At 73.5% G+C, this 26,315-nt stretch carries 15 protein-coding genes; 7 read left to right on the top strand and 8 right to left on the bottom strand.

The window, feature by feature from the left end; all coding sequences use genetic code 11:
• Positions 1-160 precede the first annotated feature (160 nt).
• Both eccB and eccD read right to left on the bottom strand, forming a co-directional pair.
• The gene (gene eccB, locus ACIODU_RS15170) at positions 161-1,639 is read right to left on the bottom strand and encodes a type VII secretion protein EccB (RefSeq protein WP_401767737.1); all 1,479 of its coding nucleotides are present in this window, start codon (positions 1,637-1,639) and stop codon (positions 161-163) included.
• Positions 1,640-1,666: 27 nt separating this feature from the next.
• Positions 1,667-3,064, bottom strand: a complete 1,398-nt coding sequence (gene eccD, locus ACIODU_RS15165; protein WP_401767735.1) for a type VII secretion integral membrane protein EccD — start codon at positions 3,062-3,064, stop codon at positions 1,667-1,669.
• A gap of 292 nt (positions 3,065-3,356) precedes the next feature.
• Here eccD and eccCa point away from each other — a divergent pair, with 292 nt between their 5' ends.
• Positions 3,357-7,328 (top strand): type VII secretion protein EccCa, encoded by a 3,972-nt coding sequence (gene eccCa, locus ACIODU_RS15160; RefSeq protein ID WP_401767881.1) that lies wholly within the window; start codon positions 3,357-3,359, stop codon positions 7,326-7,328.
• A 74-nt stretch (positions 7,329-7,402) separates the two neighbouring features.
• Here eccCa and ACIODU_RS15155 read toward each other — a convergent pair whose 3' ends face one another.
• Positions 7,403-8,641, bottom strand: coding sequence for a S8 family serine peptidase (locus ACIODU_RS15155; protein WP_401767733.1), 1,239 nt, complete (start codon positions 8,639-8,641; stop codon positions 7,403-7,405).
• A gap of 95 nt (positions 8,642-8,736) precedes the next feature.
• Here ACIODU_RS15155 and ACIODU_RS15150 point away from each other — a divergent pair, with 95 nt between their 5' ends.
• Positions 8,737-12,072 carry a right-handed parallel beta-helix repeat-containing protein gene (locus ACIODU_RS15150; RefSeq protein WP_401767731.1) on the top strand — a complete coding sequence of 1,112 codons (3,336 nt, stop codon included), beginning with the start codon at positions 8,737-8,739 and terminating at the stop codon, positions 12,070-12,072.
• A gap of 170 nt (positions 12,073-12,242) precedes the next feature.
• On the opposite strand, the gene ACIODU_RS15145 is transcribed toward ACIODU_RS15150, so the two are convergent.
• Together ACIODU_RS15145 and ACIODU_RS15140 are read right to left on the bottom strand one after the other, a co-directional pair.
• Complete coding sequence (locus tag ACIODU_RS15145) at positions 12,243-13,478, bottom strand: hypothetical protein (RefSeq protein WP_401767729.1); 1,236 nt, start codon at positions 13,476-13,478, stop codon at positions 12,243-12,245.
• 185 nt (positions 13,479-13,663) lie between these two features.
• Complete coding sequence (locus ACIODU_RS15140) at positions 13,664-14,314, bottom strand: hypothetical protein (RefSeq protein WP_401767727.1); 651 nt, start codon at positions 14,312-14,314, stop codon at positions 13,664-13,666.
• Between the two features lie 2,893 nt (positions 14,315-17,207).
• On the opposite strand from ACIODU_RS15140, the gene ACIODU_RS15135 reads away from it, so the two are divergent.
• Complete coding sequence (locus tag ACIODU_RS15135; RefSeq protein WP_401767725.1) at positions 17,208-17,492, top strand: hypothetical protein; 285 nt, start codon at positions 17,208-17,210, stop codon at positions 17,490-17,492.
• Positions 17,493-18,820: 1,328 nt separating this feature from the next.
• Here ACIODU_RS15135 and ACIODU_RS15130 read toward each other — a convergent pair.
• Both ACIODU_RS15130 and arsM read right to left on the bottom strand, forming a co-directional pair.
• Entirely contained in the window at positions 18,821-20,551 is a 1,731-nt protein-coding gene (locus ACIODU_RS15130) for a sugar-binding domain-containing protein (protein ID WP_401767723.1), read from the bottom strand.
• Between the two features lie 647 nt (positions 20,552-21,198).
• On the bottom strand, positions 21,199-22,038 hold the full coding sequence (gene arsM / locus ACIODU_RS15125; protein ID WP_401767721.1) for an arsenite methyltransferase: 840 nt from the start codon (positions 22,036-22,038) through the stop codon (positions 21,199-21,201).
• Between the two features lie 112 nt (positions 22,039-22,150).
• Here arsM and ACIODU_RS15120 point away from each other — a divergent pair, with 112 nt between their 5' ends.
• Genes ACIODU_RS15120 through ACIODU_RS15110 form a run of 3 tightly spaced genes read left to right on the top strand, consistent with a single transcriptional unit; the run spans position 22,151 to position 24,064 of the window.
• A complete protein-coding gene (locus tag ACIODU_RS15120; RefSeq protein ID WP_401767719.1) occupies positions 22,151-22,540 on the top strand; it encodes an ArsR/SmtB family transcription factor in 390 nt (129 codons plus the stop codon).
• Positions 22,537-23,652 (top strand): ACR3 family arsenite efflux transporter, encoded by a 1,116-nt coding sequence (gene arsB, locus ACIODU_RS15115; RefSeq protein ID WP_401767717.1) that lies wholly within the window; start codon positions 22,537-22,539, stop codon positions 23,650-23,652. The genes ACIODU_RS15120 and arsB overlap by 4 nt, the downstream gene beginning before the upstream one ends.
• A complete protein-coding gene (locus ACIODU_RS15110) occupies positions 23,645-24,064 on the top strand; it encodes an arsenate reductase ArsC (RefSeq protein WP_401767715.1) in 420 nt (139 codons plus the stop codon). The genes arsB and ACIODU_RS15110 overlap by 8 nt, the downstream gene beginning before the upstream one ends.
• 52 nt (positions 24,065-24,116) lie before the next feature.
• Here the strand turns inward: ACIODU_RS15110 and ACIODU_RS15105 are convergent, their stop codons facing one another.
• On the bottom strand, positions 24,117-24,683 hold the full coding sequence (locus ACIODU_RS15105; protein WP_401767714.1) for a TetR family transcriptional regulator: 567 nt from the start codon (positions 24,681-24,683) through the stop codon (positions 24,117-24,119).
• Positions 24,684-24,783: 100 nt separating this feature from the next.
• Here ACIODU_RS15105 and ACIODU_RS15100 point away from each other — a divergent pair, with 100 nt between their 5' ends.
• The gene (locus ACIODU_RS15100) at positions 24,784-26,217 is read left to right on the top strand and encodes an aldehyde dehydrogenase (protein WP_401767712.1); all 1,434 of its coding nucleotides are present in this window, start codon (positions 24,784-24,786) and stop codon (positions 26,215-26,217) included.
• Positions 26,218-26,315: the final 98 nt, after the last annotated feature.

Below are 26,315 nucleotides of genomic sequence, written 5' to 3'. Positions count from 1 at the left end.
CTCACCTGAGCGACAGCCGGATTCCGGCCGGAGATAACGGTCATTGACCCCGTTTCCACGAGGCGTCAGGACACGCGGACTTCACCCGGGACCACCGCGGGGAATCCAGGAGTTCGCCCGTACGAACAGGCGCCGCGGGGCGACTTTTCCGCTGTAGCCCCTACATCTCCGGACACCGCAGTGTCACCCGCCCTTCTCCCGAGGAGGCCGCCTCGGGCGTGAGGTCGGGGCCGCTCGGCAGCATGGCCAGCAGCGGCGACGGCATCGTCCGCTCCTCCACGCCCTCGTACCCGAGCGCCTTGACCCCTTCCTGGGACAGCAGCCGGTACTTCACCCCTTCGTCCGTCACCAGGTACGTGGTGTCGCCCAGCGCGCTGCCGCCCGCGCCCACCACCCGGACCAGCGCGCCCTTCCCGGCCCGTACGGCGATGGCGTCGACCTTCAGGCAGGCGGGCACGATCTCGGGGGCCGGGGGCTGCACGACCTGCGGCAGCGCGTGCCCGGGCAGGACGGACGTACCGACCCGTATACCGCCCGGGGTGGAGTCGACGTCCGCGCACGCGACGGAACCGGCGGCGATCTCGACCGTCCTCGGCGGCTTCTCGGGCAGCCGCGCCGGGTTCACGGCGGCGTCCTCGGAGCGCGGGGCGAGATTCCCGGTCAGGGCGTCGGCCCCGAGCGTCGCGACCCGTACGGCGTTGCCGTCGTACGCCTTCGCGCGGGTCTCCGGGTCGCCCATGAGGAGTGCCGCCCCGGTGGCCGTGAGCGGGACCAGGCCGTCCTTCTGGAGCAGGTGGTAGCGGGCGGCGGAGCCCGGTACGTCGACGAGGAACAGCTGCCCGATCCGGGTGGCGCGGCCGGCCAGGTCGGGCCCCTCGGCGCCCCGGTCCGGCACGTCGGCCGCCGCCAGGTCGGGTCCCTGGGGGAAGGCGTCGAGGAAGGAGGCGGCGACCGGGCGGGGGGTGACGTTCCCGTACCCGAGAGCCTGCGCCGCGTGCCCGCGCCCGTCGAGGCGCAGCCTGCTCCCCTGCCACAGCAGGTAGGTGGTGGAGCCGGGCCCGGCGACCAACAGGCCCTCCTGGTCGGCCAGTCGGCGCCCGCCCGGAACGTCCCCCGGCTCGTCCGTGCCGACGGCGAGCGTGGTGGTCGCCGTGGCGCCGCCCGTCGAGACCGGGAGGAGGCCGGAGCACACCAGCCACGGCTTGGTGTCCAGGTCGCCGGTGCCGGGCAGCGCCTCGGGGCCGTCGGGGATGCCGACGGGCGTGCCGTGCGGGGTGCCGGCGAGGGAGCCGGTGCCGACGGTCGTGACGGCGAGGGCGCCGCCGGTGATCAGCTGGGCGGACGCGTAGTTCCGTACGGGGCGGAGCCGTCCGTCCAGGTACAGGTAGCGGGCGCCCGTCTGTTTGTCGACGATCAGGTTCTGCGCGGTGCGCCAGGAGTCGTTCCCGCCGGGCTTGATGAGTCCGAAGACGAACGCCCCCGCGCACACCAGCACGGCGATGAGCACGCCGATCGCGGCGCCGCGGTTGGTCCGGCCCAGGGGGCTCTCCGGATCGTCGGGTTCGGCCCGCAGCATGGCCGAGGCCAGCCTGCCCATCACGAAGAGGTGGGCCTGTACTTGGTCCCGTTTGCTGTGCATGGTTGCCCGTTCTTCCGATGAGCCGGATCAGCCGTTGATGCCGCGCAGCGTGCCGTACACGCCCATCGTCCAGAGCATCAGCGGCAGCATGCTGATGGCGGCGAGGGAGTGCAGCAGCTCGGCCGCGCGTCCCCAGTACGGCAGGAGCCGCCGCCCGGGCACGGTCCAGGAGGCGATGGTGATCGTGGCGGCCAGGGCCAGCAGACCGGCCGTCAGGGTCAGCCGGTCCGTGGGGTCGAGGGCCCGGGCCGCCCCGTACAGCAGCAGGGCGGTGCCCCAGGCGCCGGCGGTGGTCAGGGCGAGCCGCTGCCAGACGTTGCCCAGCCCCCTGCTGTGCAGCAGCAACAGCAGGGACAGGGCGACGACGGTGAGGAGGCCCGGGAGGTCGGGGTCGGCCACGAGCATCGCGAGGCACGGCAGGCAGATCAGGCCGATGGCCGCGTAGAAGGCGGTCATCCAGCCGTCCGCCAGAGTGGCGCGGGTCTCCACGTCGGAGGCGGGATACGGGTCGATGCCCTGCTGCAACTGCTGGACGTTGGTCGGCAGCGGGGGCATCCGCATCCCGGAGAGCCGGAACGACAGCGAGGGGACGAAGCCGCCGAACAGCACCATCGCGACGGCCACCACACTGGCCGCCTGGTCCGGCGCCAGGTCCATGATGATCAGGGTCGCGCCGAGCGCGCCCGCGACGGCGACGGAGGCCGTGCCGAGGAACAGCGCCGGGTACACGCCGACCGCCGCCAGCGCGAGCACCACCGCGCCACCGCCGGCGGCGGAGGCCGCCAACAGCCGTGCTCCCAGCACGGCGTCGCCCCCGGCGCCGCCCAACTCCCCGCCGGGCAGCAGCCATCCGGCCAGCGCGAAGTAGGGGGCCGCCATGAGGCCGAGCACCGAGCCGGCCCCGGAGTCGCCGACGGCCCGGGCGGCCGAGCCGGCCCCGGCGATCAGCAGCAGTCCCGCGGCCCCGGCGGCCAGCGCCCGCAGCCAGCCGGGGGAGCCCGGCAGGCCCAGGAGCACGAGGCCCAGCGTGAGGGTGGCGGCGGCCAGGGCGAGCAGCAGGCGCCGTCCCGCCACCGGGCTCCACCCGTGCGGGCGGTTCTGCATGGTGGTGGATATGCCGTCGACGAGGTCGTCGAGGTGGACCTCGGGGAGCGCCTCGGCGCGCGGCCGCAGACTGAGTACCTCGCCGTCACGCAGGCCGAGGGAGTCCAAGGTACTCTCGGGGTCGAGCGGTGGGCCGCCGAGACGTTGCAGCACCCAGCCGCCGTGCTCCAGGCCGGATTCCTCCAGGTCCTCGCCTCCGTAACCGACGACTGTGGGCAGCAGGTCGGCTACGGAGACGTCGGAGGGCACCGCCAGGTCGATGATCCTCGTCGGAGCGCGTACGGTGACGCGGCACAGATTCGCCGTCCGGGTTTCTGTCATGGGCTTGGGTTTCACGCTTTCCGCTGAATGTGACAGGAAGTCGGGCGTGTGGGTGCCGACGAGCCCATTGGGGAAACCGGCGGCATCGCGCGAGACTCTACTTCATCCGCATTGCGAGGCAACTCGCCCTTCCGGCAGCCGACTTCGATTGCCTTACGGGCGCCCGTCGTTCCGGCGAACCCCGGTATCGGGTGAACTCCGGTAAAGACCGGGTGAACTCCGGTAAAGGCGGACCGCCCCGCGCTGTTGTCATGGAATTGTTCGGAATCGCACAGGAGGCCATTCGTTGAGCGTGATCCTGTTCCGCAGGCCGGCACGCCGTAGAGGTCCGGAATCGCCGTCGGGAGACCTGAGTCTTCAGGAGCCGCCGACCCTTCCCGAAGTGGTCCCGGACAGCTCCGCGGTGTGGACCTACCTGCCGATGGCCCTGATGTCCGTGTCCATGATGCTGATGTTCATGCGGCCCGGCATGGCCAGGTCCAGCGGCGGATTCATCTATATCGCGCTCGGTGTGATGGTGGTCGCCTCCGCGGGGATGATGATCGGTCAGGTGATGAAGCGCAACGCCGACCGCAAGCAGCGGATGAAGGGCGAACGCCGCGACTACCTGCGGTATCTGCGCCAGACACGGCGCAAGGTGCGGGCCTCCATCGCCGACCAGCAGCGGGCGCTCGCGTGGCGCCATCCCGAGCCCGACGCGCTGTCGTCCTTCGTGCGGACGTCACGGCTGTGGGAGCGCCGGACGTCGGACGAGGACTTCGCGGAGGTGCGGATGGCCGTCGGCGACCAGCGCCTCGCGATGAAGCTGATCCCGTTGTCCACCAAGCCCGTCGAGGACCTGGAACCGCTGTCGGCGCACGCGCTGCGCAGTTTCACCCGGGCCTATTCGACCGTACGGGACCAGCCCATCGCGATCTATCTCCGTGCCTGGTCGAAGGTGCTGTTCCGGGGTGACGAGGAGCGGATACGCGGTCTGGTGCGCGGCCTGCTCGGCCAGTTGGCGGTGTTCCACTCCCCCGACGACCTGTGGATCGCGCTGTGCGTGTCCGACGAGCGGCGGGCGGAGTGGGAGTGGGCGAAGTGGCTCCCGCACAGCCTGCACCGGTACGAGGAGGACGGCGCGGGCCCGACCCGCATGATCACGTCGGCCTTCAACGAGCTGGAGAACCTGCTCGGTGTCGAGTTCCAGGAGCGCCCGGGGGCCGATCCCGACGCGGCCCCGGGACGGGAGGAGCCGTACACGGTCATCGTGATCGACGGCTGCGCCCTGCCGGCCGGCCACCGTTTCGACGGCCCCGGGTTCCGCAACGCCGTCGTCCTCGACATCACGGGGGCCCTCACCTGGAAGCCCGGGCGCACCACGCTTCGCCTGGAGGTGGCGGAGGACAGTGTGGCGCTGGTCCGTACCGACCGCGACCGCAAGGAGCAGTCGACGGTGCTGGGCAGGCCCGACAGGTTCGGTCCGGTGGGGGCGCGGGCGCTCGCCCGGCTGCTCGCGCCGTACCGGATGAGCATGGGCGGCGACGACTCCAAGCCGTTCTCGGACGACGTCGAGCTGACGGCGCTGCTGAACATCCCCGATCTGCACCAGCACGAGCCGGCCACGCTCTGGGAGCGGTACACGGGCAGCGCCCGGCTCCGCGTCCCCATCGCGGTCAGTGGCGAGGGCAGGCCCGTGGAGCTGGACATCAAGGAGTCCGCGCAGGGCGGTACGGGTCCCCACGGCATGCTCATCGGGGCGACCGGTTCCGGCAAGAGCGAGCTGCTGCGCACGCTGGTCCTGTCGCTCGCCCTCACCAACTCCTCGGAGACGCTGAACTTCGTCCTGGTCGACTTCAAGGGCGGCGCGACCTTCCTGGGGCTGGACGAACTGCCGCACACCTCGGCGGTCATCACCAACCTCGCCGACGAGGTGTCCCTGGTCGCCCGGATGCAGGACGCCCTGCACGGTGAGCTGATACGCCGTCAGGAACTGCTGCGCGCCGCCGGGAACTACACCTCGGCCCTGGAGTACGAGAAGGCACGGCAGTCCGGGGTGCCGCTGGCTCCGCTGCCCAGCCTGTTCGTCGTGGTGGACGAGTTCAGCGAACTGCTGTCCGCGCACCGGGACTTCATGGAGCTGTTCGTCATGATCGGCCGCCTCGGGCGTTCGCTCGGTGTGCATCTGCTGCTGGCCTCGCAGCGGTTGGACGAGGGCCGCATGCACCAGTTGGAGAGCCATCTCTCGTACCGGATCGGTCTGCGCACCTTCTCCGCGATGGAGAGCCGCGGTGTGCTGGGCGTGCCGGACGCGTACGAGCTGCCGGCCCAGCCGGGCGCCGGGTTCCTGAAGAGCGGGGTGGACGCGCTGACGCGGTTCCGCGCCGCGTACGTCTCGGGGCCGTACCAGCGCCGCCGGGCCGTCGTGCAGGCGCAGGTGGCCCGGCAGGTGGTGCCGTGGACGGCGGAGTGGGTGGTGCCGCGCGCGCCCGCGGACCCGGACGTCTCCGGCGGGGGCGAGGAGGAGCCGGAGGGCGACGGGGAGAGCGGCGAGACGCTGTTGTCGGTGGCGCTGGACCGGCTGCGCGGTTCGGGGCCGCCCGCCCACCAGGTGTGGCTGCCGCCGCTGTCCGCGCCGGCCAGTCTGGACCAGATCCTGCCTCCGCTGGCGCCTGATCCGCGCTTCGGTCTCACCACGGCCGACTGGCCGCTGCGGGGCCGGCTCACCGTCCCGGTGGGTGTCGTGGACCGGCCGTTCGACCAGCTCCGTGATCTGCTGACGGTGGACCTGTCGGCGGCGGGCGGCCATGTGGCCATCGCGGGCGGCCCGCAGAGCGGCAAGAGCACGCTGCTGAGGACCCTCATCACCGCGCTCGCGCTGACCCACACCCCCAGGGAAGTGCAGTTCTACTGCCTGGACTTCGGCGGTGGCACCCTCGCCGCCCTGGACGAACTGCCGCACATGGGCGGGGTGGCGGCGCGGGTGGACGCCGAGCGGGTGGGCCGTACGATCGCCGAGGTCAGCACGCTGCTCAGCAAGCGGGAGCGGTTCTTCCTCGAACAGGGCATCGACTCCATGCCGACGTACCGCAGGCGGCGGGCGGCGGGCGAGTTCCCCGGCGAACCGCACGGCGACATCTTCCTGGTGGTGGACGGCTGGTCCACGGTGCGCCAGGACTTCGACCGGCACCTTCCCACCTTCAACGCGCTGGCCGCCCGCGGCCTCAACTACGGTGTCCACCTGATGATCACCACGGGCCGGTGGGTGGAGCTGTCGTCGTCCGTACGGGACCAGACCGGCACCCGCCTCGAACTGCGCATGGGGGACGCGATGGACTCGCAGATCGACTCCCGCAAGGCGGCGACGATCCCGCGCAGCCCCGGCCGGGGCCTGACCCCCGACAAGCTGCACTACCTGTCGGCGCTGCCGCGCGTCGACGGGGTGGAGGACGCCGACGACCTCGCCGACGGTGTCGCCGGCCTGGTCGCCGCGATCAGCGAGAACTGGACGGGTCCGTCGGCGCCCCGGGTGCGGATGCTGCCGACCGCCCTGCCCGTCGCCGACCTGCCGGCGCCCGTGGGCGAGAACGGGCTGCGGATCGCCATCGGCCTGGACGAGAACGAACTCGCCCCGGTGTGGCACGACTTCTCCGAGAACCCGCACATGATCGTGGTGGGCGACAGCGAGTGCGGCAAGACCAACCTGCTGCGGGTGGTCGCCAAGGGCATCACCGAGCGGTACACCCCGGCCGAGGCCCGCATCATGACGGTGGACTACCGGCGGGAGCTGGTGGAGGCCGTGCCGGAGGCGTACCGCCTGGGTCACGCGGTGTCGATGGACATCCTCAAGGACCTCGTGGACGGGGTGGCGAGGGCGGTCAGGCAGCGCGTCCCCGGGGAGGACGTCGCCCCGTCGCGGATGCGGCTGGCCGACTGGTGGTCGGGGCCGCGGCTGTTCATCCTGGTCGACGACTACGACATGATCGGCAGCGGTCCGATGGCGCAGCCGTTCGCCCCGCTGCTGGACCATCTGGCGCTCGGCCACGAGGTGGGCCTGCACCTGGTGGTGGCCCGCTCCTCGGCCGGCGCCGGGCGCGGCCTCAACGAGGCTTTGCTGCGGCGGCTGTTGGAGGTCAACACACCGGGCCTGCTGATGTCGTGCCCGCCGAGCGAGGGGTATCTCTTCGGCAGTGTGAAGGGGCGGGAGCTGATCCCCGGCCGGGCGGTGCGCATCGCGCGGCGCAAGACGCTCCAGATCCAGACCCCGCTGGGGGACGAGCGCTGATGTCCCCCGGGGGTGTCGCGGCGGCCGGCGGCCGGCTCCCTCCGGGGGGCCGGGCCGCCGGGGCCGTACGGACGTTACGGAGCCGGCGGAGCGCTGTCGGGGCGGCGCCCGGGCGGCAGCCAACTCCTGGCCCTGCCCCGGGGGATCACCGCGGCGGCGCCTCCCACCAGCAGGACGAGCGCCAGTCCCCCGCCCGCGATCGCCAGCGCCCGGTTCCGGGGGCCGGGGTCGGCGGGCTCGGGCAGGTGCGCGGGCGCGGCCCGCACGGCGGCCTCCCGCGCGGACGTGCCCTGTTCCGGTACGAGGGACAGGGCGGCGTAGGGGTCGAGGCGGGGCGTGTCCGACGGGTAGGCGGTCGCGAGCAGGCGGCGCGCGACCTCCGGTGCGGTCAGCGTCGGCCGGTAGGCCCGTACGAGAGCGGCGGCCCCCGCCGTACCCGCCGCGGCGAGCGAGGCGCCGGACCCGATGTAGTGGCCGGGTCCGCCCGGCCCGGCGCCGACCATGGAGCTGCCCGGCGCCGAGAGGTCCGGCTCGTGGGCGGGCGGCGCGTTCTCCTGCCGTACGCCGGTGGGCCCGAAGTCCACCACGGCGAGGACGCCCGGCGCGGCGGCCGGCCAATAGGGGCCCCGCGGCATGGAGTTGCCGGGCCCGCGCTCCTCCTTGGGCACGGCGTCCGGGGCGGCGGGGGCGACCACCAGCACGTCGTGCTCCGTGGCGTAGGCGACGGCGTCGGTGATCTCCTCCCTGCCCGTGCGCAGCGCGTGCCCGACGTAGACGACCCGCGCCTTCCGGTCCACGGCCGTCCGGATCCCGAGGGCGACCAGCTCCGGCGACGGCACCCCGCGCTCGTCGGTCCCGCGCAGCGCGACGATGTCGGCCTTCGGGGCGACTCCCGTGATTCCGCTGCCCTGTTGCGGGGCGGCGGCGATGAGACCGGCGGCGAAGGTGCCGTGTCCCACGCAGTCCTCCTCCGCGCCGCCGACCGCCGTCACCCGGCCGGACAGGCCGGGCACACCGGAGGCGACCCCGGTGTCGACCACCGCGACGGTCACGCCGGCCCCCTCGGAGATCCGCTGGGCCCTCGGCAGCCCGAGCGCCTTCTGCGACCAGGCCGCCCCGGTCGCGGTCTCCTCGGAGGGCCCGGTGCAGGGGTTGCCCTCGCCGAGGCGCAGCGGCAGCGGGGGCAGCAGGGTGGCGACCGGCTCGTCGGCGCCGGGACCGAACGACCCGCCCGGCGTGGCGAAGGCGGGCCCGCAGGTGACTGGCAGGATGACCGCGACAGCCAGCGCGAGGCCCGCATACCTGTATTTCATGGTGCTTCGCATTATCGCATGGTATGCGCATGCCATACTCAGGCGCACGCACAGGGCAGGCCAAAGACCCAGCAATACCAGGAGGTTCGAGGCGCGTGGCACGGCACATACTCACGGTCTGCCCGGAACGGCCGGACTGTTTCCCGACGATCGGTGAGGCACTGGCCCAGGCGCGCACCGGGGCGGTGATCCATGTGCGCCCCGGGCGGTACGCCGAGAACCTGGTCATCAGGAACCGGGTGACGATCGTCGCCGAGGGCGAGCCGGGAACGGTCGAGATCTGCCCCCGCGCGGGCAGTGCGATCAGTCTGATGGCCGACGCCGTCATGCTCAGCGGTCTGACCCTGCGCGGACGCGACAAGGAACTGCCGGTCGTGGACGTCCCGGCCGGCCAGGCCGCTCTCGACGGCTGCACCGTGAGCGGCGCGGGGTGGGCGGCGCTGCTGGTCCGCGGCAAGGGCTCGCTGGCGGCCCGCGCCTGCCGCGTCACCAATCCCGGCGGCGCGGGGCTCGTCGACTCCTCGGAGACCGAAAGCGTCATCGAGGACTGCGTGTTCGAGAACTTCGGCACCTCCGCCGTGGTGATCGGCGAGAGCGCCCGGCCCCTCGTCCGCGACTGCCGGATCCGGGGGGCGCGCGCCAACGGCATCCTGGCCAGCGGCGAGGCAGGCGGCACCGTCGACAGCTGTGACATCTCCGGCACCGACAAGCCCGCCATCGCCCTGGAGGGCCACAGCTCGACCCGTATCGTGCGCTCCACCGTCCACCACACCTCGGTGGGCCTGCTCGTGAGCAGCCTCTCCCGCCCCGAGATCGAGGACACGACCTTCGAGTCGACGGCCCAGAGCGGCATCGTCATCTCCGGCGGCGCCGACCCCCTGCTGCGGCGGTGCGTCACCCGCCGTACGAAACACAGCGGACTCCTCGTCCTCGACCGCTCGCGCGGAAACCTGGAGGGGTGCGCCTTCCACACCTCGGCGCAGTCCGCCGTCCGGGTCGTGGACGGCAGCTCCCCGCTGCTCAGGGACACGGTGGTGAGCGACTGCGCCGACCCGTCGGGGGCGGTGTACCTCAGCGACCACTCCACGGCCGAGTTCGAGCGCCTGGACGTGCTGGACGCGGCCGGGGTCGGCATCCACGTCCGCGCCTCCGCCAACCCCCTGCTGCGCCACACCCGGGTGATCGGCGCGGGAGGCCACGGCATCGAGATCACCGACGACGGCCGGGGCCGTCTGGAGCACTGCGAGGTCGAGTCGGCGGGCGGCTCCGGGCTGAGCGTGGACGACGACGCCGACCCGGAGATCAGCGACAGCGCGCTGCGCTCCTCCGCCCGCTCGGGCGTGGTCATCGGCGAGCGCGGGCGCGGAACCCTGCGGGACTGCGAGATCAGCGACAGCGCCGACGCGGGCATCACCGTGGGGGACGAGGGCGAACTCGCCCTGGACCGGGTGCGGGTGAGCGGTTCGAAGGCCCACGGCATCCAGGTGTCCCACGGCGGCCGGGCCTCGCTCTCCTCCTGCGAGATCACCGGCAGCACGGGCGACGGCGTACGGATCGACAGCGCCGAGCCCGTCCAGCTCAACCGGTGCGTGGTGCGCGACAACCGCGGGGCGGGCCTGCGGCAGAGCCGGGGCGGCGACCGCCTCTCGGTCGAGTACCTGACCAGTGCGGACAACGGCGCGGCGGACAGCTGGGGCGAGACGGCCGAGGTGTCGGGCGAGGGCGGGGCCCCGGGCGGGTCCGAGAAGGGGTCCGCGCCGCGCACCCCGATGGACGACCTGGACGCGCTGATCGGCCTGGAGAACGTCAAGCACCAGGTCACCACCCTGGTCAACCTCAACCAGCTCGCCGAACGCCGCCGCAAGCTCGGCATGCCGGTCCCCTCGATGAGCCGGCACCTGATCTTCTCCGGACCGCCCGGCACCGGAAAGACCACGGTGGCCCGGCTGTACGGGAGCATCCTCGCCGACCTGGGCATCCTGCGCAGCGGCCACCTCGTCGAGGTCGCCCGGGCCGATCTGGTGGCCCAGATCATCGGCGGTACGGCCATCAAGACCACGGAGGCCTTCACCAGCGCGCTCGGCGGGGTGCTGTTCATCGACGAGGCGTACACCCTCACCCCCGAGGGATCCTCCAACGACTTCGGCCGGGAAGCCGTCGACACCCTTCTCAAGCTCATGGAGGACCACCGCGACGACGTGGTGGTGGTCGCGGCCGGATACTCCGAGCAGATGGAGTCGTTCCTGTCGGCCAACCCGGGGATGGCGTCCCGCTTCACCCGTACCATCGAGTTCGGCAACTACGCGGTGGACGAACTGGTCACCATCACCGAATCCATGTGCAACCGGCACCAGTTCGAGCTGGGGCCGCTCACGCGCGAGGCGCTGGCCGTACGGTTCGAGGGCATGACGCGCGACGCGTCCTTCGGCAACGGCCGTGCGGCGCGCGGGGTGTTCGAGGACATGGTGGACCGTCAGTCCTTCCGGCTCGCGTCCATGGCCGACCCGGACGAGAGCGACCTGACCCTGTTGCTGCCGCAGGACGTCGGGGACGCCGAGGCGGCCGCCGTCGACGGCACCCCGCGCGGCGGGGACGACGCGGCCGACCCGATGGCGGAGCTGACCGCCATGGTGGGCCTCGCGGCGGTGAAGCGCGAAGTGACCGATCTGGTCAGCCTGTTGTCCAACGCCCGGCAGCGGGTCGCCGCCGGGCTGCCCAGCCCCAGGATCAGCAACCACCTGGTCTTCACCGGGCCGCCGGGCACCGGAAAGACCACCGTCGCGCGGCTGTACGCCAAACTCCTGCACTCCCTGGGGGTGTTGCCCCGCGCCGGCCTGGTCGAGGTGGCCAGGGCCGACCTGGTGGGCCAGTACGTCGGGCACACCGCCCAGCGCACCAAGGAGGTCTTCACCAGCGCGCTGGGAGGGGTGCTGTTCATCGACGAGGCGTACACGCTCACCCCCGAGGGATCCTCCAACGACTTCGGCCGGGAAGCCGTCGACACGATCCTCAAGCTGATGGAGGACCACCGCGACGACGTGGTGGTCATCGTCGCCGGGTACACGGAGGAGATGGAGCGCTTCCTCGCGTCCAACCCCGGGCTGGCCTCGCGGTTCTCCAAGTACGTGCAGTTCGAGGACTACAGCACGGAGGAACTGGTCACCATCGTCTCCCGGCACGCGGCCGCGTCCGGTTACGAGTGCGGCCCCGACACCCTCGCGATGCTGCGCGCCCACGTGGACGCGATCCCCCGGGACCGGTCGTTCGGCAACGCCCGGCTCGCCCGTCAGCTGCTGGAGACCATGATGACCAGCCAGGCGCGCCGGCTCGGCGGCCTGCGGTCCCCCAGCCTCGCCGACCTCACCACGCTGCTGCCCGAGGACCTGCCGTACGGGGAACGCCCGGCGCGGCACGAACAGGCGGCGCGCTGACGCCGTACGTCGCCGTCGTCGGCGTCGTCGGCGTTATTTATCGCCGTCGTCGCCGTCGTCGCCGTCGTCGCCGTGGAAAAGAAGCGCCCGCCGGGGACGTACACCCGGCGGGCGCTTCCTCCGCAGTCACGTGCGCGGCGTTCCGCCACCCACCCGCGGGGCGGCCCGCCTCACACGGTGAGCCTGATGGCCTGGAGGGCCAGGGTCTTCTCCAGGGTCCCGGCGAAGATGAGGTTCTCGCCGCCGGGGTCGTCGCACTTCAGACCCAGCCAACCCCGGTCGGTGACAAAGGCGTTCTCGCACACCAGGGGCACCCCGATGTTGATCGCGAAACCGCCCAGCGCCGGGGCGCTGCTCGACGCGACCCCGATGTACAGGTCGCCGCCGTCGGCCGCGCCCTTCCATGGTGCCTTGTAGCCCTCCCCCATGGTCCAGGGGGTGGCGTTCACCCCGTTGGTCGAGGACACGGCGATGTTGAGGGCCGTGATGGGCCGGTTCTGCCCCTGCGTGCCCGCCTCGGCGCCGTCGCACACGGGCGCCTGCCAGCCGATGCCCTTGACGTAGGCCCGGTAGCAGATGTGCCGGCCCGCGTGCTGGGTGGCCAGCTTCATGACGGCGAGCGACGCGGTGTTGGCCGGCGGCTTGACCTCGGCCACCGGCTTCTTCTTCGGCGTCTTCTTCGCCGGCGCGGACTTCTCCGCCGTCGGCGACGGCGACGGCGGACTCACCGGCTCCGCCGGGGGCAGGGCCTTCGCCTTGGCCTTGACGGAGGGCTTGGCGGTCGTCGGCTTCGCCGTCGGCGACGCCGGGGCGTAGTCCTCCGGCGGCGCGTTCAACGCCTGGTCGTCGAGGATGGTGTCGGACTCGGCGACCACCGACGTGGTGTCCGTCTTCTTGTCGGAGTCGTTCGTCGCCCAGATCAGCAGCGGCACCGCGAGGAGGACCACACCCGCGAGGCCGGCGGCCGCGAGGAGGGGCTTCTTCGGGTTGCCGGAGGGCGGTTCGCCGTCCCCCCGCCCGGCTCCTTCCCCAGAGGCCTCGCCGGAGTCGGAGGCGGAGGCCGCGGCTGGGGCTGCGGTTCCGGTTCCGGCTGAGGCTGAGGCGTCCGGAGCGGTCGCGGCCGAGGCCGATCCCGTACGGGCCGCCTGGGCCGCTTGAGCCCGCCGGCCCGTACCGGCGGCCGCTTCCGCCACCGGCTCCGGCTCCGGCTGCTGCCGGGTGGCCGCCGCGCCGGTGGCAGCACCGACGGCCGCCTCGCCTTCGGCCGTACCGCTCGTGGTGCTCGGCTGTACGGCGGCGGGCGCCGCCGCGGCCTCCTCGTCCGCGCCTCTCGCCGCGGGGGCGGAGGGCGACGCGGTGGAGGGCGACGCGGCGGGCGTCGGGAGCCGGCCCGGGTCGGCTCCCACGGACCCCAGGGTGACGGCCCGGCGGATGGACGGCCCGCCCGTGGCGGCCGACGGGTCTCGTGATGGTTCGTCCGGTGACGATCGATTGTGACGATGTGTCATATTCTTCCTTCGCTGTCGTACGTGATCGGTGGTGCGAACCCCGGCACGCCGGGGTGGTCTTGGATCCCCCTCGGACGCACGCCCTAGCCAGCGCCCTGGCCCACGGGCCCGGCGCATCGTTCCGGCCAGCCCTGACCCTCGCCGACGGACGGTTTCGCGGCCAGCGCCGCTTCGAGGTGCGCGAGCGCCTTGAGGTCCAGGCCGCTCAGTTCCTCCGCCCCGTCCATGTAGGCGGTGGCGTTGCCGGGAAGTTCCCGCAGCAGCACGACGGAGGGGCCGGCGGGCACGGTCCGTACCCCCAGCACCCGGAAACCGGTCCCCGGCACGAAGACGATCTCGTCGTACGGGTCCGGGGATCCGGCGGGCCGGTCGAGCAGTTGACGTACCTTGCGCCCGGTGATGGACCAGATCGCGTACCGTACGGTGGCCCCGGCCGGCAGCGCGGACGGCTTGGCCAGCGCGCTGACGGGCCCCGGCTCCTGCAAGAGCGCGCCGACGGCGGGTTCGGGGATGGCCACGTCACCGCCGCGCAGCGCCACCCCCCGGTAGGAGGGCAGCCGCCGCAGCGCGGACGCCAGGCACCCGGCGTAGGGCAACAGACGCCCTTCGCCGGTGCGCAGGTCCCGGATCAGCTCACGCGGGTGCAACGGCCCTTCCTCGGTGGTCAGATACGCGTGCGCCGCGATGAGATCGGTCCGCGCCGCGTCCAACTCGTGCCCCCGCAGCGCGGGCATGCGCGTGAGCACCCGCGAGACGGGCGCCGCGTGCCCTTCCCAGGCGCCCCCGGCAAAGTCACGAAACGCGACACGCTCGGCGACGGAACTGACGTGCCCCGGCGAAAAGGGCAGGAACACGGCGGCACGCACGGACGCGGCACCCCCGCCCGCCGCACGGCGAACCGCCCCCGGCAGGACAGACGGAACCGACATCACGGAACCCGGGGCAACCGGCCCGCCCCGATCCACCCCCGGGCCGACCGATCCGGACCCGCCGGTCCCCGAAGCAACACGAGCCGCCACGCCCGGGACGACGGATCCCGGCGCTTGCGCCTGCCCCGGAGAAACCGAACCATCAGGTCCCAGCCCGGACGCACCCGAACCCGAAGCCACGCGACCCGACTCATCCGGGTCCACGGAACCCGGCGCCCGCGCCGGAGGAACCGGACCATCAGATCCCCGCCCGGATGTACCCGAACCCAAAGCGGCGCGAGCCGACTCGTCCGGGAAGACGGAACCCGGCGCCCATGCCGGAGGAACCGGACCATCGGTTCCCGGCCCGGACCCACCCGAACCCAAACCAACGCGCGCCGACGCATCCGGAACCACGGAACCCGGCGCTTGGGCCCGCCCCGGAGGAACCAGACCATCAGGTCCCAGGTCGGGTGCGCCCGGACCCAAACCGACACGAGCCGACCCGCCCGAAACCACGGAACCCGGCGCCCACGCCGAAGGAACCGGACCATCAGATCCCGTCCCGGACGCACCCGAACCCAAACCAACACGACCCGACTCACCCGGGACCACAGGATCCGGCGCTTGGGCCCGCCCCGGAGGAACGGGACCGTCCGGGGCCGGGACGGCGGATCCCGCCGCGACCGGGCCGGACACGGCCGGGGCCATGGGATCCGGTGCCTGTGCCGACGCCGGCAATCCGGGAACGTCCGGGCCCGGCGCGGCCGGACCGGACGCCACCGGCGGCGAAGTGCCCCAAGCCCGTTCGGCCGGGGTAACGGAGTCAGGTTCCGGTTCTCGCGCCCGCGTCGGCGGTACGGGAACGTTCGGGCCCGCTGCAATCGAACCGTGGGCCGAGGCGGCCCGATCCGGTGCGGCCGGGGCCAACGGCACCCCTGCCGGTGGAACCGAACCATCCTGGCCCGGCACAACAGGCCCCGCTGCGGCTGGACCCGTACCCGCCGGATCCGGGGCGGCCGGTGCAGCCGAACCCTGCGCCCACGCCGAAGGAACCGAACCATCCCGGTCCGCCGCAACCGGACCCATACCCGCCGGATCCGGCGCCTGTGCCTGCGCCCATGCCGGTGAAACCGGAACATCCCGGCCCGGCACGACCGGTCCCCCTGCGGGCGAGCCGGAGGCGGCCGGAGCAGAGGGGACGCCAGCCGATTCGTCTGGGGACACCGGATCCGTCGACTGCGCCCACGCCGGTGCAACCGGAGCCTCCAGTCCAGAATCGGCAACTCCAGAACCGGCCGGACCAGACGCCGCCGGGGCCATGGGATCCGATACCTGTGCATGTGCCCGCGCCGGGGGTGGTACGGGAGCGTCCGGGCCTGGTGAGGTGGGTTCGGCTGTGGCCGGAGCCGAAGGGGTCCCAGCCGGTGCAGCCGAGGTCACCTGATCCGCTGACTGCGACCACGCCGGCGGAACCGGAACATCCCGGCCCGGCACGACCGACCCCGCCGCGACCTCGCCGGACGTGGCCGGAGCGGAAGTGAGGCCAGCCGATTCGTCTGGGGACACCGGATCCGTCGACTGCGCCCACGCCGGTGCAACCGGAGCTTTCGGTCCTGAAGCCGCAGCTCCAGAACCGGCCGGACTAGACGCGGCCGGGGCCACGGGATCCGATGCCTGGGCATGTGCCCGTGCCGGCGGTACGGGAACGTCCGCGCCCGGTGCGGTGGGTTCGGCTGCGGGCAGGCCGGACGCGGCCGGAGCCGAAGCCGTCCCAGCCGGTGCAGCCGGTGCGGTCGGGGTCACCTGATCCGGTGACTGCGCCCACGCCGGTGGAACCGGGACATCCCAGCCCGGCACGACCGGACCCCCTGCGGGCAGGCCGGACGCGGCCGGAGCCGAAGCGGTCCCAGCCGGTGCGGCCGAGGTCACCTGGTCCGCTGACTGCGACCACGCCGGTGGGACCGGAACATCCCGGCCCCGTACGGCAGACCCCGCCGGGACCGTGCCGGACGCCGCCGGGTCCGTACCCGTCTGGGCTGTGGACAGCCGCTCGCCCGTCGGCGCTTCCCGTTCGGGACGCTCCCACTCTCCGTCTCCGGCGCGTGCCGGTCCCCCGCCTGCCGTACCGGCAACAGGCCCGCCGGGTACGTGGCCCAGCGCCCCCGCAACCGCTTCGCCGGCGCCCGCCCGTGGTGCGCCTGCGGGGGCCGCCCCCTCAGCGGACGACGCGCCGGAGAGCGGGGGGCGGCCGGGCAAGGGCCGCCCGGGGGACGCATAGCGCGCCGGGGTGGCACCCGGGGCTTGCGGCGTCGTCGCCGCGACCGGGGCGCTCCCCGGCGTATCGTCACGCCGTCCGCCGCCGCGCGGCGGCAAGGCGCCCCGCGCCGTCCCGCCGGGCGCTCCACCCCGCACCGCCGACGTACCGGCAGCAGTGGCCGCCACCCCCTCGGCCGCACCCCGGACCGCCGGTCCGGCAGGCTCCCCGGACGGGCCGCTCCCGGTGGCGACCGGCTGTCCCGTCGGCCCGGACGAGGAGGAGACCCGTACCGGAGGCAGCGGTGGGCCGGCCGGAGCCGGAGCCGCGCCCTCCGTCGGGCGTGGCGCGGGGGCGGGGCGGCGCGCGGGGCCCGGGACCCGGGGCGGCCCCGCAGTGACGTAACGGATGCCCGGTACGCCGTGTTCGGCGGCCAGGCGGCGCAGTTCGCCCTCCCCGCTCATGAGCCTGCCGCGCACCAGCAGCGTCGTCCTCGCGCGGACGTCGGACCCCAGGCCCGCCAACAGCCGGGAGAGCGCGGGCAGCACGGAGTTGTCCAACGGCCTTCCCGGCGCGCCCAGTTCGACGGCGCACCGGTCCGCGTCCACGGGCAGCGCCGCCAACGGCGGCCGGGGGCCGTCCCGTTCCCACAGGGCCAGCCCGGCCCGGGTCACCGTGGCCTGCCAGCGGTCCGTCAGCACGACGGTCCCCGGCTGGGTGCCGCGCGGGATCCAGGCGGGCGGATAGCTGCCCAGCGGGCGCGGCGCGGGGATCCTCCCCTCCGCGTCGGCGGGCCCGCACATCACGGAGGACACGAACGGCTGCCAGCTCGGCGTGCCGTCGACGCCCACCAGGGTCGGCCGGGGAGCCGTCCCCGGCGGCGCGTGGTCGGCGAGCAGCGGCAGACCGGTCAGGACTTCCACCTCGCCGCCCAGCAGACCGGCGACCGCGTGCCCGAGCCGCAGCAGATCGCGCCGCCCGCCCGGTGCGAGGCGGACGCGGGACCGCTGTCCCACCGGCAACGCCGCGAGCACGGCGGCCACTTCGTCGGCCGCCACGTCCTCCGCCCGGAGAGCGCCCACCACGACGGTGGGGCGCTCGACGTCGGCGGGCACCGCGAAGCACAGGTCGTCGAGGGCCGGCGCGGGGGCGCCCGCCGGGCGCATCACCACGCCCGCCGGTATCTGCTCCACCACACAGCCGCCGGTCGTGCGCGCGGGCACCCGGCCCAGCGCCTCCTGCCAGGCGGGGGCCGGAGCGCGCGGGCCGAGTCTTCTGGGCGCCTCGCCGGGCGCGAACCGCCACCAACCGCGGCCGCCCGTCCGGGAGTCGCCGTGGACGAAGAGCCCACCCCCGGGGGTGATCAGGACGGGCCCGTCGGGAGCCAGCACCTCCAACTCCCAGGCGTCCGCGATCCTGCGGGCCACACAGGGCCGGCCCGGCTGGTCGTCACCGGCACCGGACATGACGAGCCGGACCCGGCCGGCGCCCGCCGAACGCAGGGAGTCGAGGAGGGCGCCCAGCCGGGACCAGAGGTCGTCGTCCGCCGGGCCGCCCCCGGCGGCGGAGCCCACCATCACCGTGACGATGTCCGCGTCCACGCCCACGGCATGGGCGACTTCGGCGAGCGTGGCGAGCGGGAACGAGTCGTCCTCGACGGAACGCACCAACAGCAGGCCGTCGATGTCCTCGACGGGCGGGGCGCCGACGGCGCCGACTGTCCCCTGGCGCCCTGCGCCGCCCGGCGCCGCGGCCGGATTCCGCGGGGCACGCTCGGGGGCGGATCTGCCGCGCCTGCGGGGGATGGCGGACGACCAACGGCTCACGCGTCCGTCCCCCGTGACCGAGGGCCGGCCTCGCGGATCTCGGCGGGAACGGGGAGAACGAGGGGAAGCCCGTCGTCCGGGCCGTCGCTCTGGCGCATCGCTGTCCTTACTCGTTGGTTCGGTGGGGGGGCGGTCACACGACGGGGGCGGCGGCCGTCGTACGGCGGGAGGTGCGAGGGTGGCGGGTCCCCCGGAGGGGCGGCTCGCGAACGGCCGTACGCAAGGGCCCGGTTGTCCGGTACGGAGTCCTCACGTGGCGGCCTCCACCACGCGCGCGCTCGTCGCCCGTACCGCGTGGTCGGGCGCCCGCGCCACGTCCTCCGGCGCCCGCGCCGCGTGGTCCGGCGCCCCTACCGCGTGGTCGGACGTCCACGCCGTGCCGTCCGGCCTCCGCGCCACGTCCCCCGGCGCCCGTACCGCGTGGTCCGACGTCCAAGCCGTGCCGTCCGGCGCCCGCGCCACGTCATCCGGCGCCCGCGCCGCGTGGTCCGACGTCCCTACCGCGTCCTCAGGCCTCCGCACCGCATGGTCCGGCACCCGTACCGTCGCATCCGGCCTCCGCGCTACGTGGTCCGGCACCCGCCCTGCATCCTCCAGCCTCCCCGCCGCGTGGTCCGGCACCCGCCGCGCGTCCTCCGGCCTCCCCGCCGCATGGTCCGGCACCCGCCCCTCGTCCTCCGGCCCCCGCGCCGCGTGGCCCGGCGTCCACGCCATCCCATCCGGCCTCCGTACCGCGTCCTCCGGCGCCCATTCCGCGTCCTCGGGCCTCCGCGCCACGTGATCCAACGTCCAAGCCGCGCCGTCCGGCCTCGGCGCCGCGTCCCCCGGCACCCCTACCGCGTGGTCCGACGTCCGTACCGCGACCTCAGGCCTCCGCGCCACGTGGTCCGGCACCCGCCCCGCGTCCTCCGCGCCGTCGTACCAAAGCAGGCGGCGCGCCGTGGTCGCGTCCGTGACCACGCGGGTGAGCAGGCCGGACGTCAGAACGGCGCGGATCGCCCCGGCCCTGCGCACACCGCCCGCGACGCCGATCAGCTCGGGGATCTCCCGGAGTTGGCCGACGCTCGGGGCGATCGTGCGGGCGTCCAACTCCTCCGAAAGCGTCCGGCCGTCCCGGTCGAAGAGGTGGCCGGCCACCTCGGCACACGCGCCGAGCGCGCGGTACGTGTCGCGCTCCCGCTCCGTCAGGGCGTCGTACACCGCCGAGAGGGTGGCCTCCCACGCGCCGATGCCGACCACGGCCTTCGTGACGCGGCCGAACCGGCCCAGGGTCTCGGCCGTGTCCGGCTGGCTCCTGAGGAGGGTCGCCGTCGGCGCGTTGGGCAGGATGAACGGGGCGTGGAGCGGGAAGGCCCTGCCCCGGCCGGCCGCGGCGGTACGGTGCACCGCCTCGATCGCCGTGTCGTGGGCCAGATCCGGCCCGTGCACCCCGGTCAACTGGACGACCTCGCGGGAACGCAGCCGCCCGACCGCCTCGCTGAGGGCCTGGACCGAGCGGCTCGCGTCCAGGCCGAGGACGTCGTCCTCCTCGCTGATCTCCGAGATCAGCGAGGCAGCCGCAGTCCCCAGCCAGCGGCCGGCGCGGCGCGTGTCCCCCGGGGCCACCGCGTCGCCCTCGCTCCGGGTCAGATCGACCACCACGGCCTGGCGGAGGCCGAAGCGTTCGGCCAGGGCGTGCGAGAGCGGGGCGTCGATCTCGGCGGGGACTGTGATGTCGATCCTGACGATGTCGTGGGCCACGGCGGCGTCGAGGAGGCGCGCCACCTTGAACCGGCTGATCCTGAATTCCTTCGCGATGCTGACCTTCGACTGGTGCTCCAGATAGAAACGCCGGGCGACGGACGCGGCGAGCAGTTTGTCGACCGCGGCGAAGGGAGCCTCCGCCTCGCGGTCTTCGCCCAGGTTCATGAGGTGCCGACCGCCGTCCGTGACGTTCCCGGGCGGATCGCCGCCGACGGCGCGGTCCGTGCCACGTGCCACGGCTCACGGGGGTGCGCGCCCGGCGTACTGTCCGCTGCTAACACGTCTCTCCTCCTCCGGGAATGCCGTCCTCCGCGGGACGCGCCGCGCCGGAGTCCGGTTCCGGGGCCGGGCACGGACGACTCCCCGCGTTCGGACCGGCACGCGGAGCGGTGGCCACGATCGGGGCGGTCGTGGCCTGGGCCGCTCCGCGCGGGCAGACTTCCGGATCCCGGATGGCCGGGCCCGTCTCGCCGTCCCGTGCGTTCCACAGACAACTCCCGCCCCACGGTCACCAGTTCGATGCTACGCACCTGGTGTTACGCCAGGGGTACAGGGGCACCACATGAGGCGGAAATCTCGCCATCGCGCGAACGTCTTCCACACGACGCCCCCCTCTGAACGGTGAGTCCCCACCCCGCCGGGGCGCGGAACAACCTCCGTCCCGCACGACCGCACGACCGCACGACGACAAGTTCTCCGGCGGTGCACCGAAACCCACCACACCCGGCCCCGGACGGCCGCCGAGCTGAAGAACCGGCAACCCCTGGGTGCGGTCCACGCGAGGCCGCCGCCGAGCCCGAGTGCCCGGAGTACGGGCGCAGGTGGGTGGCCGGGGGCCTGACTGCGCCGGGGCGAAGCCCCGAGAACGATCGCCTGGGCAGCCATCACTCGGGGGCAGTGGCCCGGGGCTTGACCGCCCGGACGAGGGCGGAGTGCATTCCGTCCGCGACCGCGTGGGTCGGGGTGATTTCGATGGCGGTGAACCCGGCCGCTTCGAGGCCCGCCCCGTATTCGGTGAAGGAGAGGGCGCCCGCGACGCAGCCGACGTAGTCGCCGCGCTCGGCCCTCTGAACCGGGGTCAGTTCGTCGGCGGCGACGACGTCCGAGATCCCGATCCGGCCGCCGGGGACCAGGACGCGGTGCATCTCGGTGAAGACCGCCCGCTTGTCGGTGGACAGGTTGATGACGCAGTTGGAGATCACCACGTCGATCGTCGCCTCCGGGAGGGGGATCGCCTCGATGGCGCCCTTGAGAAACGTGACGTTGGTGGCGCCGGCCTTCTTCTGGTTCGCGAGGGCCAGCGCGAGCATCTCCTCGGTCATGTCCAGGCCGTACGCCATTCCCGTCGCGCCGACGCGGCGGGCGGAGAGCAGGACGTCGATGCCGCCGCCGGATCCGAGGTCCAGGACCCGCTCGCCCTCGTGCAGGTCGGCAACCGCGGTCGGGTTGCCGCAGCCCAGCGAGGCGGCGACGGCTTCGGCGGGCAGTTCCCCGCGCTCGGCGCCGGTGTAGAGGCCGGCGCCGAAGTGGTCGTCGATCTCGATCGCGGCCGGTCCGCAGCACGCGGTGCCGCCCTCGGCGACCTGGACCGCCGCTGCCGCGTACCGCCGGCGGACTGTCTCGCGCAGGTCGGTGGACTGCTGCACGGTGGACTGCTGGACGGTGGACTGCTGCTCGGCGACCTGCTGGTCAGTGGGCTGCTGCTCGGGGGACTGCTCGGTCATGACTCGCTCCTCGGCGACAGGGCCGGCGGGGTCGGCGACGCCCGGAGCGGCCTGCATTCACGTTTTTCGATGCAACCTTGCGCCCTGGATCGAAAAACGTCAACATAGAAGCATGTCGAAACAAGAGCGTGTGGTGCTCGGCCAGGACGACCCCGACGGCTGCTGCCCGACCCTGCTGACCGCCCCCCTGGACGAGGAGTCGGCGGCCGATCTGGCGCGGGTGTTCAAGGCGCTCGGGGACCCGGTGCGGCTGCGCCTGCTGTCGATGATCGCCTCCCGCGCGGGAGGAGAGATCTGCGTCTGCGACCTCACCCCGGCCTTCGAGCTGTCCCAGCCGACGATCTCCCACCACCTCAAGCTGCTCAGGCAGGCCGGGCTCATCGACTCCGAACGCCGGGGCACCTGGGTCTACTACCGGCTGCTGCCCGGGACGACCGACCGTCTCGCGGCCGTCCTCACCCGCCCCGCCGTCCCGGCCGAGCCCGCCGGGACCGCCCCGTGAACGAAACGGCCGCCCCGGCAGCCGGGCCCGTCGCGGGCCGGCTGTCCCTCCTCGACCGCTACCTCGCCGGATGGATCGCGGCCGCGATGGCCGCCGGTCTCGCACTCGGGCGTCTCGCGCCCGGCCTGGGCGACGCGCTCGCGAAGGTCACCGTCACCGGCGTCTCACTGCCGGTCGCGCTCGGCCTGCTCGTGATGATGTACCCGGCCCTCGCCAAGGTCCGCTACGACCGCCTCGACACCGTCACCCGCGACCGGCGCCTGCTCGTCCCGTCCCTGGTCCTCAACTGGATCGTCGGCCCCGCGCTGATGTTCGCCCTGGCCTGGGTGTTCCTGCCGGACCTGCCTGACTACCGCACCGGCCTGATCATCGTCGGGCTCGCCCGCTGCATCGCCATGGTCATCATCTGGAACGACCTCGCCCGCGGCGACCGTGAAGCCGCCGCCGTCCTCGTCGCCCTCAACTCCGTGTTCCAGGTGGTCGCGTTCGCCGGACTCGGCTGGTTCTACCTGACCGTGCTGCCCGGCCGGCTCGGCCTGGAACAGACCGCCCTCGACGTCTCCGTGGGGGAGATCGCCCGCTCCGTCCTCATCTTCCTCGGCATCCCCCTCCTCGCCGGGTTCCTCACCCGCCGCCTGGGCGAGAAGGCCAAGGGACGCATCTGGTACGAGACGACGCTGATGCCGCGCATCGGCCCGTTCGCCCTGTACGGACTGCTGTTCACCATCGTGGTGCTCTTCGCCCTCCAGGGCGACGCCATCACCGCCAAGCCCTTCGACGTCGCCCGGATCGCGCTGCCCCTGCTCGTGTACTTCGCGATCATGTGGGCCGGGTCCATGGCCGCCGGCCGCGCGGTCGGACTCGACTACCCACGCGCGACCACCCTGGCGTTCACCGCGGCGGGCAACAACTTCGAACTCGCCATCGCGGTCGCCATCGCCACCTTCGGCGCCACCTCGGGCCAGGCCCTCGCAGGGGTCGTCGGCCCCCTCGTCGAGGTCCCCGTCCTCATCGGCCTCGTCCACGTCGCCCTCGCCACCCGCCGCCACTTCCCCCCGCCCGAACCGGCAGCCGTGCCCGCCGTCTCCCCGGAAGGCCCCGCCCATGTCTGACCTCCGGCCCAGGCCGTCGGTGCTCTTCGTGTGCGTCCACAACGCGGGCCGCTCCCAGATGGCCGCCGCCTTCCTCACCCGCCTCTCCCACGACCGGGTCGAGGTCCGCTCCGCCGGGTCGGCCCCGGCCGACGCCGTGAACCCCGCCGCCGTCGAAGCGATGGCCGAAGTGGGCATCGACCTGTCCGCCCAGAACCCGAAGATCCTCACCGTGGCGGCCGTGCGGGCGTCCGACGTCGTGATCACCATGGGCTGCGGCGACACCTGCCCCGTCTTCCCCGGCAGGCGCTACCTCGACTGGACCCTCGACGACCCGGCCGGTCAGGGCATCGAAGCCGTACGCCCGATCCGGGACGAGATCGAGCGGCGCGTCCGCCTCCTGCTCGCCGACCTCCTGCCGGAACACGTCTGAGTACGGGGAGCACCCGACGGGAGCTCGCCGGACGCCGGACAAGCCCCTCGTCTCAGCCCGTCTCCCCCGACCGGGCCTCCAAGACCGCGCGGGCCGCCGCCACCACGGTCGCGCGGCGCAGCGCGGGGTCGCCGCCCAGGGCCGGGGCCAGCGGGCCGTTGGAGAGGGACAGGAGCACCATCAGATCGCGCAGTTCCTCCGCGGGGAGGTCGGCGCGGATACGCCCCTCCTTCTGGGCCCGGGCGATCCTCTCCGCCTTCTGGGCCTGCGCGTCGTGCACGGCCCGCGGCGGTACGTGCTCGGGCCGTTCCAGCTGGTGCCAGGCCGCCAGGCGTACGACGTGGGGGTGCGCCTGGTAGTAGTCGTAGAGGCGCCCGACGTACCCGGGCAGGTCCTCCGGGTCCAGGTCCACGGCCTCGACGATCTCGACCACATGGCGGCTGTACACGACGTCGAACAGCTCCAGCTTGCCGCCGAAGTAGCGGTACAGCAGGGCGTTGTTGACGCCCGCCGCGGTGGTGATGCGGTCGACACGCGCCCCGGCGATGCCGTACCGGGCGAATTCGTCCGCCGCGGCGTCCAGGATCTTGCGGCGGGTCTCTTCTGCGCTGCGTGCCATGGACCCAGGATATGTAGGTAAACACCTACTTGACAAGCATACCGGGCCGTCCTAGCGTCGAAGTAGGTAACTACCTACCTTCCTGTGGACCGGAGAAATCATGATCGTCTACGACAGGCTCTACATCGGCGGCCACTGGGCGCCCCCGTCCCTCGACGAGCGGATCGAGATCCTTTCCCCGCACGACCGGTCCCCCGTCGGCCACGCCGCCCAGGCGGCGCCCGCCGACGTGGACGCGGCCGTCGCCCTCGCACGCGAGGCCTTCGACCACGGACCGTGGCCCCGGCTGACCCCCGGAGAGCGCCGGGCAGCGGTGTCCCGGTTCAACGCGCTGCACGCCGCGCGGGCCGAGGAGATCGCCGCCCTCATCACGGCCGAGAACGGCTCGGCGAGCTGGTTCACCCGCAGCCTCCAGACCGCCCTGTCCGGGCAGACCGACGCGTATCTGCGCGCCTCCGAGGCGCTGCCGTGGGAGGAGGAGGTACGGTCCCCCGGAGGCGGCCGGTCACTGGTGCGCCGCGAGCCCGTCGGGGTGGTCGCGGCCGTCGTCCCCTGGAACGCGCCGCACCAGTCCGCCCTGGTCAAGATGGTGCCCGCCCTCCTCGCGGGCTGCACGGTCATCCTGAAGGCCTCGCCCGAGACCGCCCTGGACGCCCTCCTCCTGGCCGAGGTCTTCGACGAGGCCGGATTCCCCGAGGGCGCCGTCTCCGTACTGCCCGCCGGCCGCGAGACCAGCGAGTACCTCGTCTCGCACCCGGGCGTCGACAAGATCGCCTTCACCGGCTCGACCGCGGCGGGCCGCCGTATCGCCTCCATCGCCGGGGAGCGGCTCAAGCGGGTCAGCCTGGAGCTGGGCGGGAAGTCCGCCGCGATCGTGCTGGACGACGCGGATCTGGAAGCGGTGACGGAGGGGCTGCGCTACGCGTCGTACGGCAACAACGGCGAGTCCTGCGTGAGCCTCACCCGCGTCCTCGCCCCGCGCGCCCGCTACGAGGAGGTCGTCGCCGCGGTGGCCGCGCTGACGGAGAGCCTGACCGTGGGCGACCCGGCCGCGCCGGACACGTTCATCGGCCCGATGGTGCGCCAGGGCCAGCAGGAACGGGTCCAGTCGTACATCAGGACCGGCATCGAGGAGGGCGCGCGGCTGGTCGTCGGCGGCCCCGACACCCCCGCCGGGCTGGAGGGCGGCAACTACGTGCGCCCGACCGTCTTCGCCGACGTGGACAACTCCATGCGGATCGCGCGCGAGGAGATCTTCGGCCCCGTCCTCGTCGTCATCCCCTACGACGACGACAACGACGCGGTACGCATCGCGAACGACTCGCCGTACGGCCTCTCCGGAGGCGTGTGGACGGCGGACACCGGACGCGGTGTGGAGATCGCCCGCCGCGTCCGTACCGGCACGTTCTCCGTGAACGGCGCCGCGCCCAACTTCGACACCCCGTTCGGCGGTTACAAGGCCAGCGGGGTGGGCCGCGAGTTCGGCGCGGCGGGGCTGGGCCAGTACCTGGAGCTCAAGTCCATAGCGGTGTGAGGCCGCCGATCCGGAGGTACGGCCGGCGGGCGACGGTGCCGTACGAGCCCCCGGCCCGGCCGGGGCGCGACCTGGCGCCACCGGGCGCGTCCCTGCCG

The organism is Streptomyces sp. NPDC088261 (assembly GCF_044740805.1).
Taxonomy (GTDB): Bacteria; Actinomycetota; Actinomycetes; order Streptomycetales; family Streptomycetaceae; genus Streptomyces.
This window is presented reverse-complemented; position numbering and strand designations above follow the sequence as displayed.

Bases quoted from the DNA above. Each gene is read 5' to 3' on its own strand.
- ACIODU_RS15155 (WP_401767733.1), bottom strand. From the start codon at position 8,641: ATGAAATACAGGTATGCGGGCCTCGCGCTGGCTGTCGCGGTCATCCTG.
- ACIODU_RS15110 (WP_401767715.1), top strand. From the start codon at position 23,645: ATGTCTGACCTCCGGCCCAGGCCGTCGGTGCTCTTCGTGTGCGTCCAC.
- ACIODU_RS15140 (WP_401767727.1), bottom strand. From the start codon at position 14,314: ATGCCCGCGCTGCGGGGGCACGAGTTGGACGCGGCGCGGACCGATCTC.
- eccB (WP_401767737.1), bottom strand. From the start codon at position 1,639: ATGCACAGCAAACGGGACCAAGTACAGGCCCACCTCTTCGTGATGGGC.
- ACIODU_RS15100 (WP_401767712.1), top strand. From the start codon at position 24,784: ATGATCGTCTACGACAGGCTCTACATCGGCGGCCACTGGGCGCCCCCG.
- arsM (WP_401767721.1), bottom strand. From the start codon at position 22,038: ATGACCGAGCAGTCCCCCGAGCAGCAGCCCACTGACCAGCAGGTCGCC.
- ACIODU_RS15120 (WP_401767719.1), top strand. From the start codon at position 22,151: ATGTCGAAACAAGAGCGTGTGGTGCTCGGCCAGGACGACCCCGACGGC.
- ACIODU_RS15135 (WP_401767725.1), top strand. From the start codon at position 17,208: ATGAGCCTGCCGCGCACCAGCAGCGTCGTCCTCGCGCGGACGTCGGAC.
- eccD (WP_401767735.1), bottom strand. From the start codon at position 3,064: ATGACAGAAACCCGGACGGCGAATCTGTGCCGCGTCACCGTACGCGCT.
- ACIODU_RS15105 (WP_401767714.1), bottom strand. From the start codon at position 24,683: ATGGCACGCAGCGCAGAAGAGACCCGCCGCAAGATCCTGGACGCCGCG.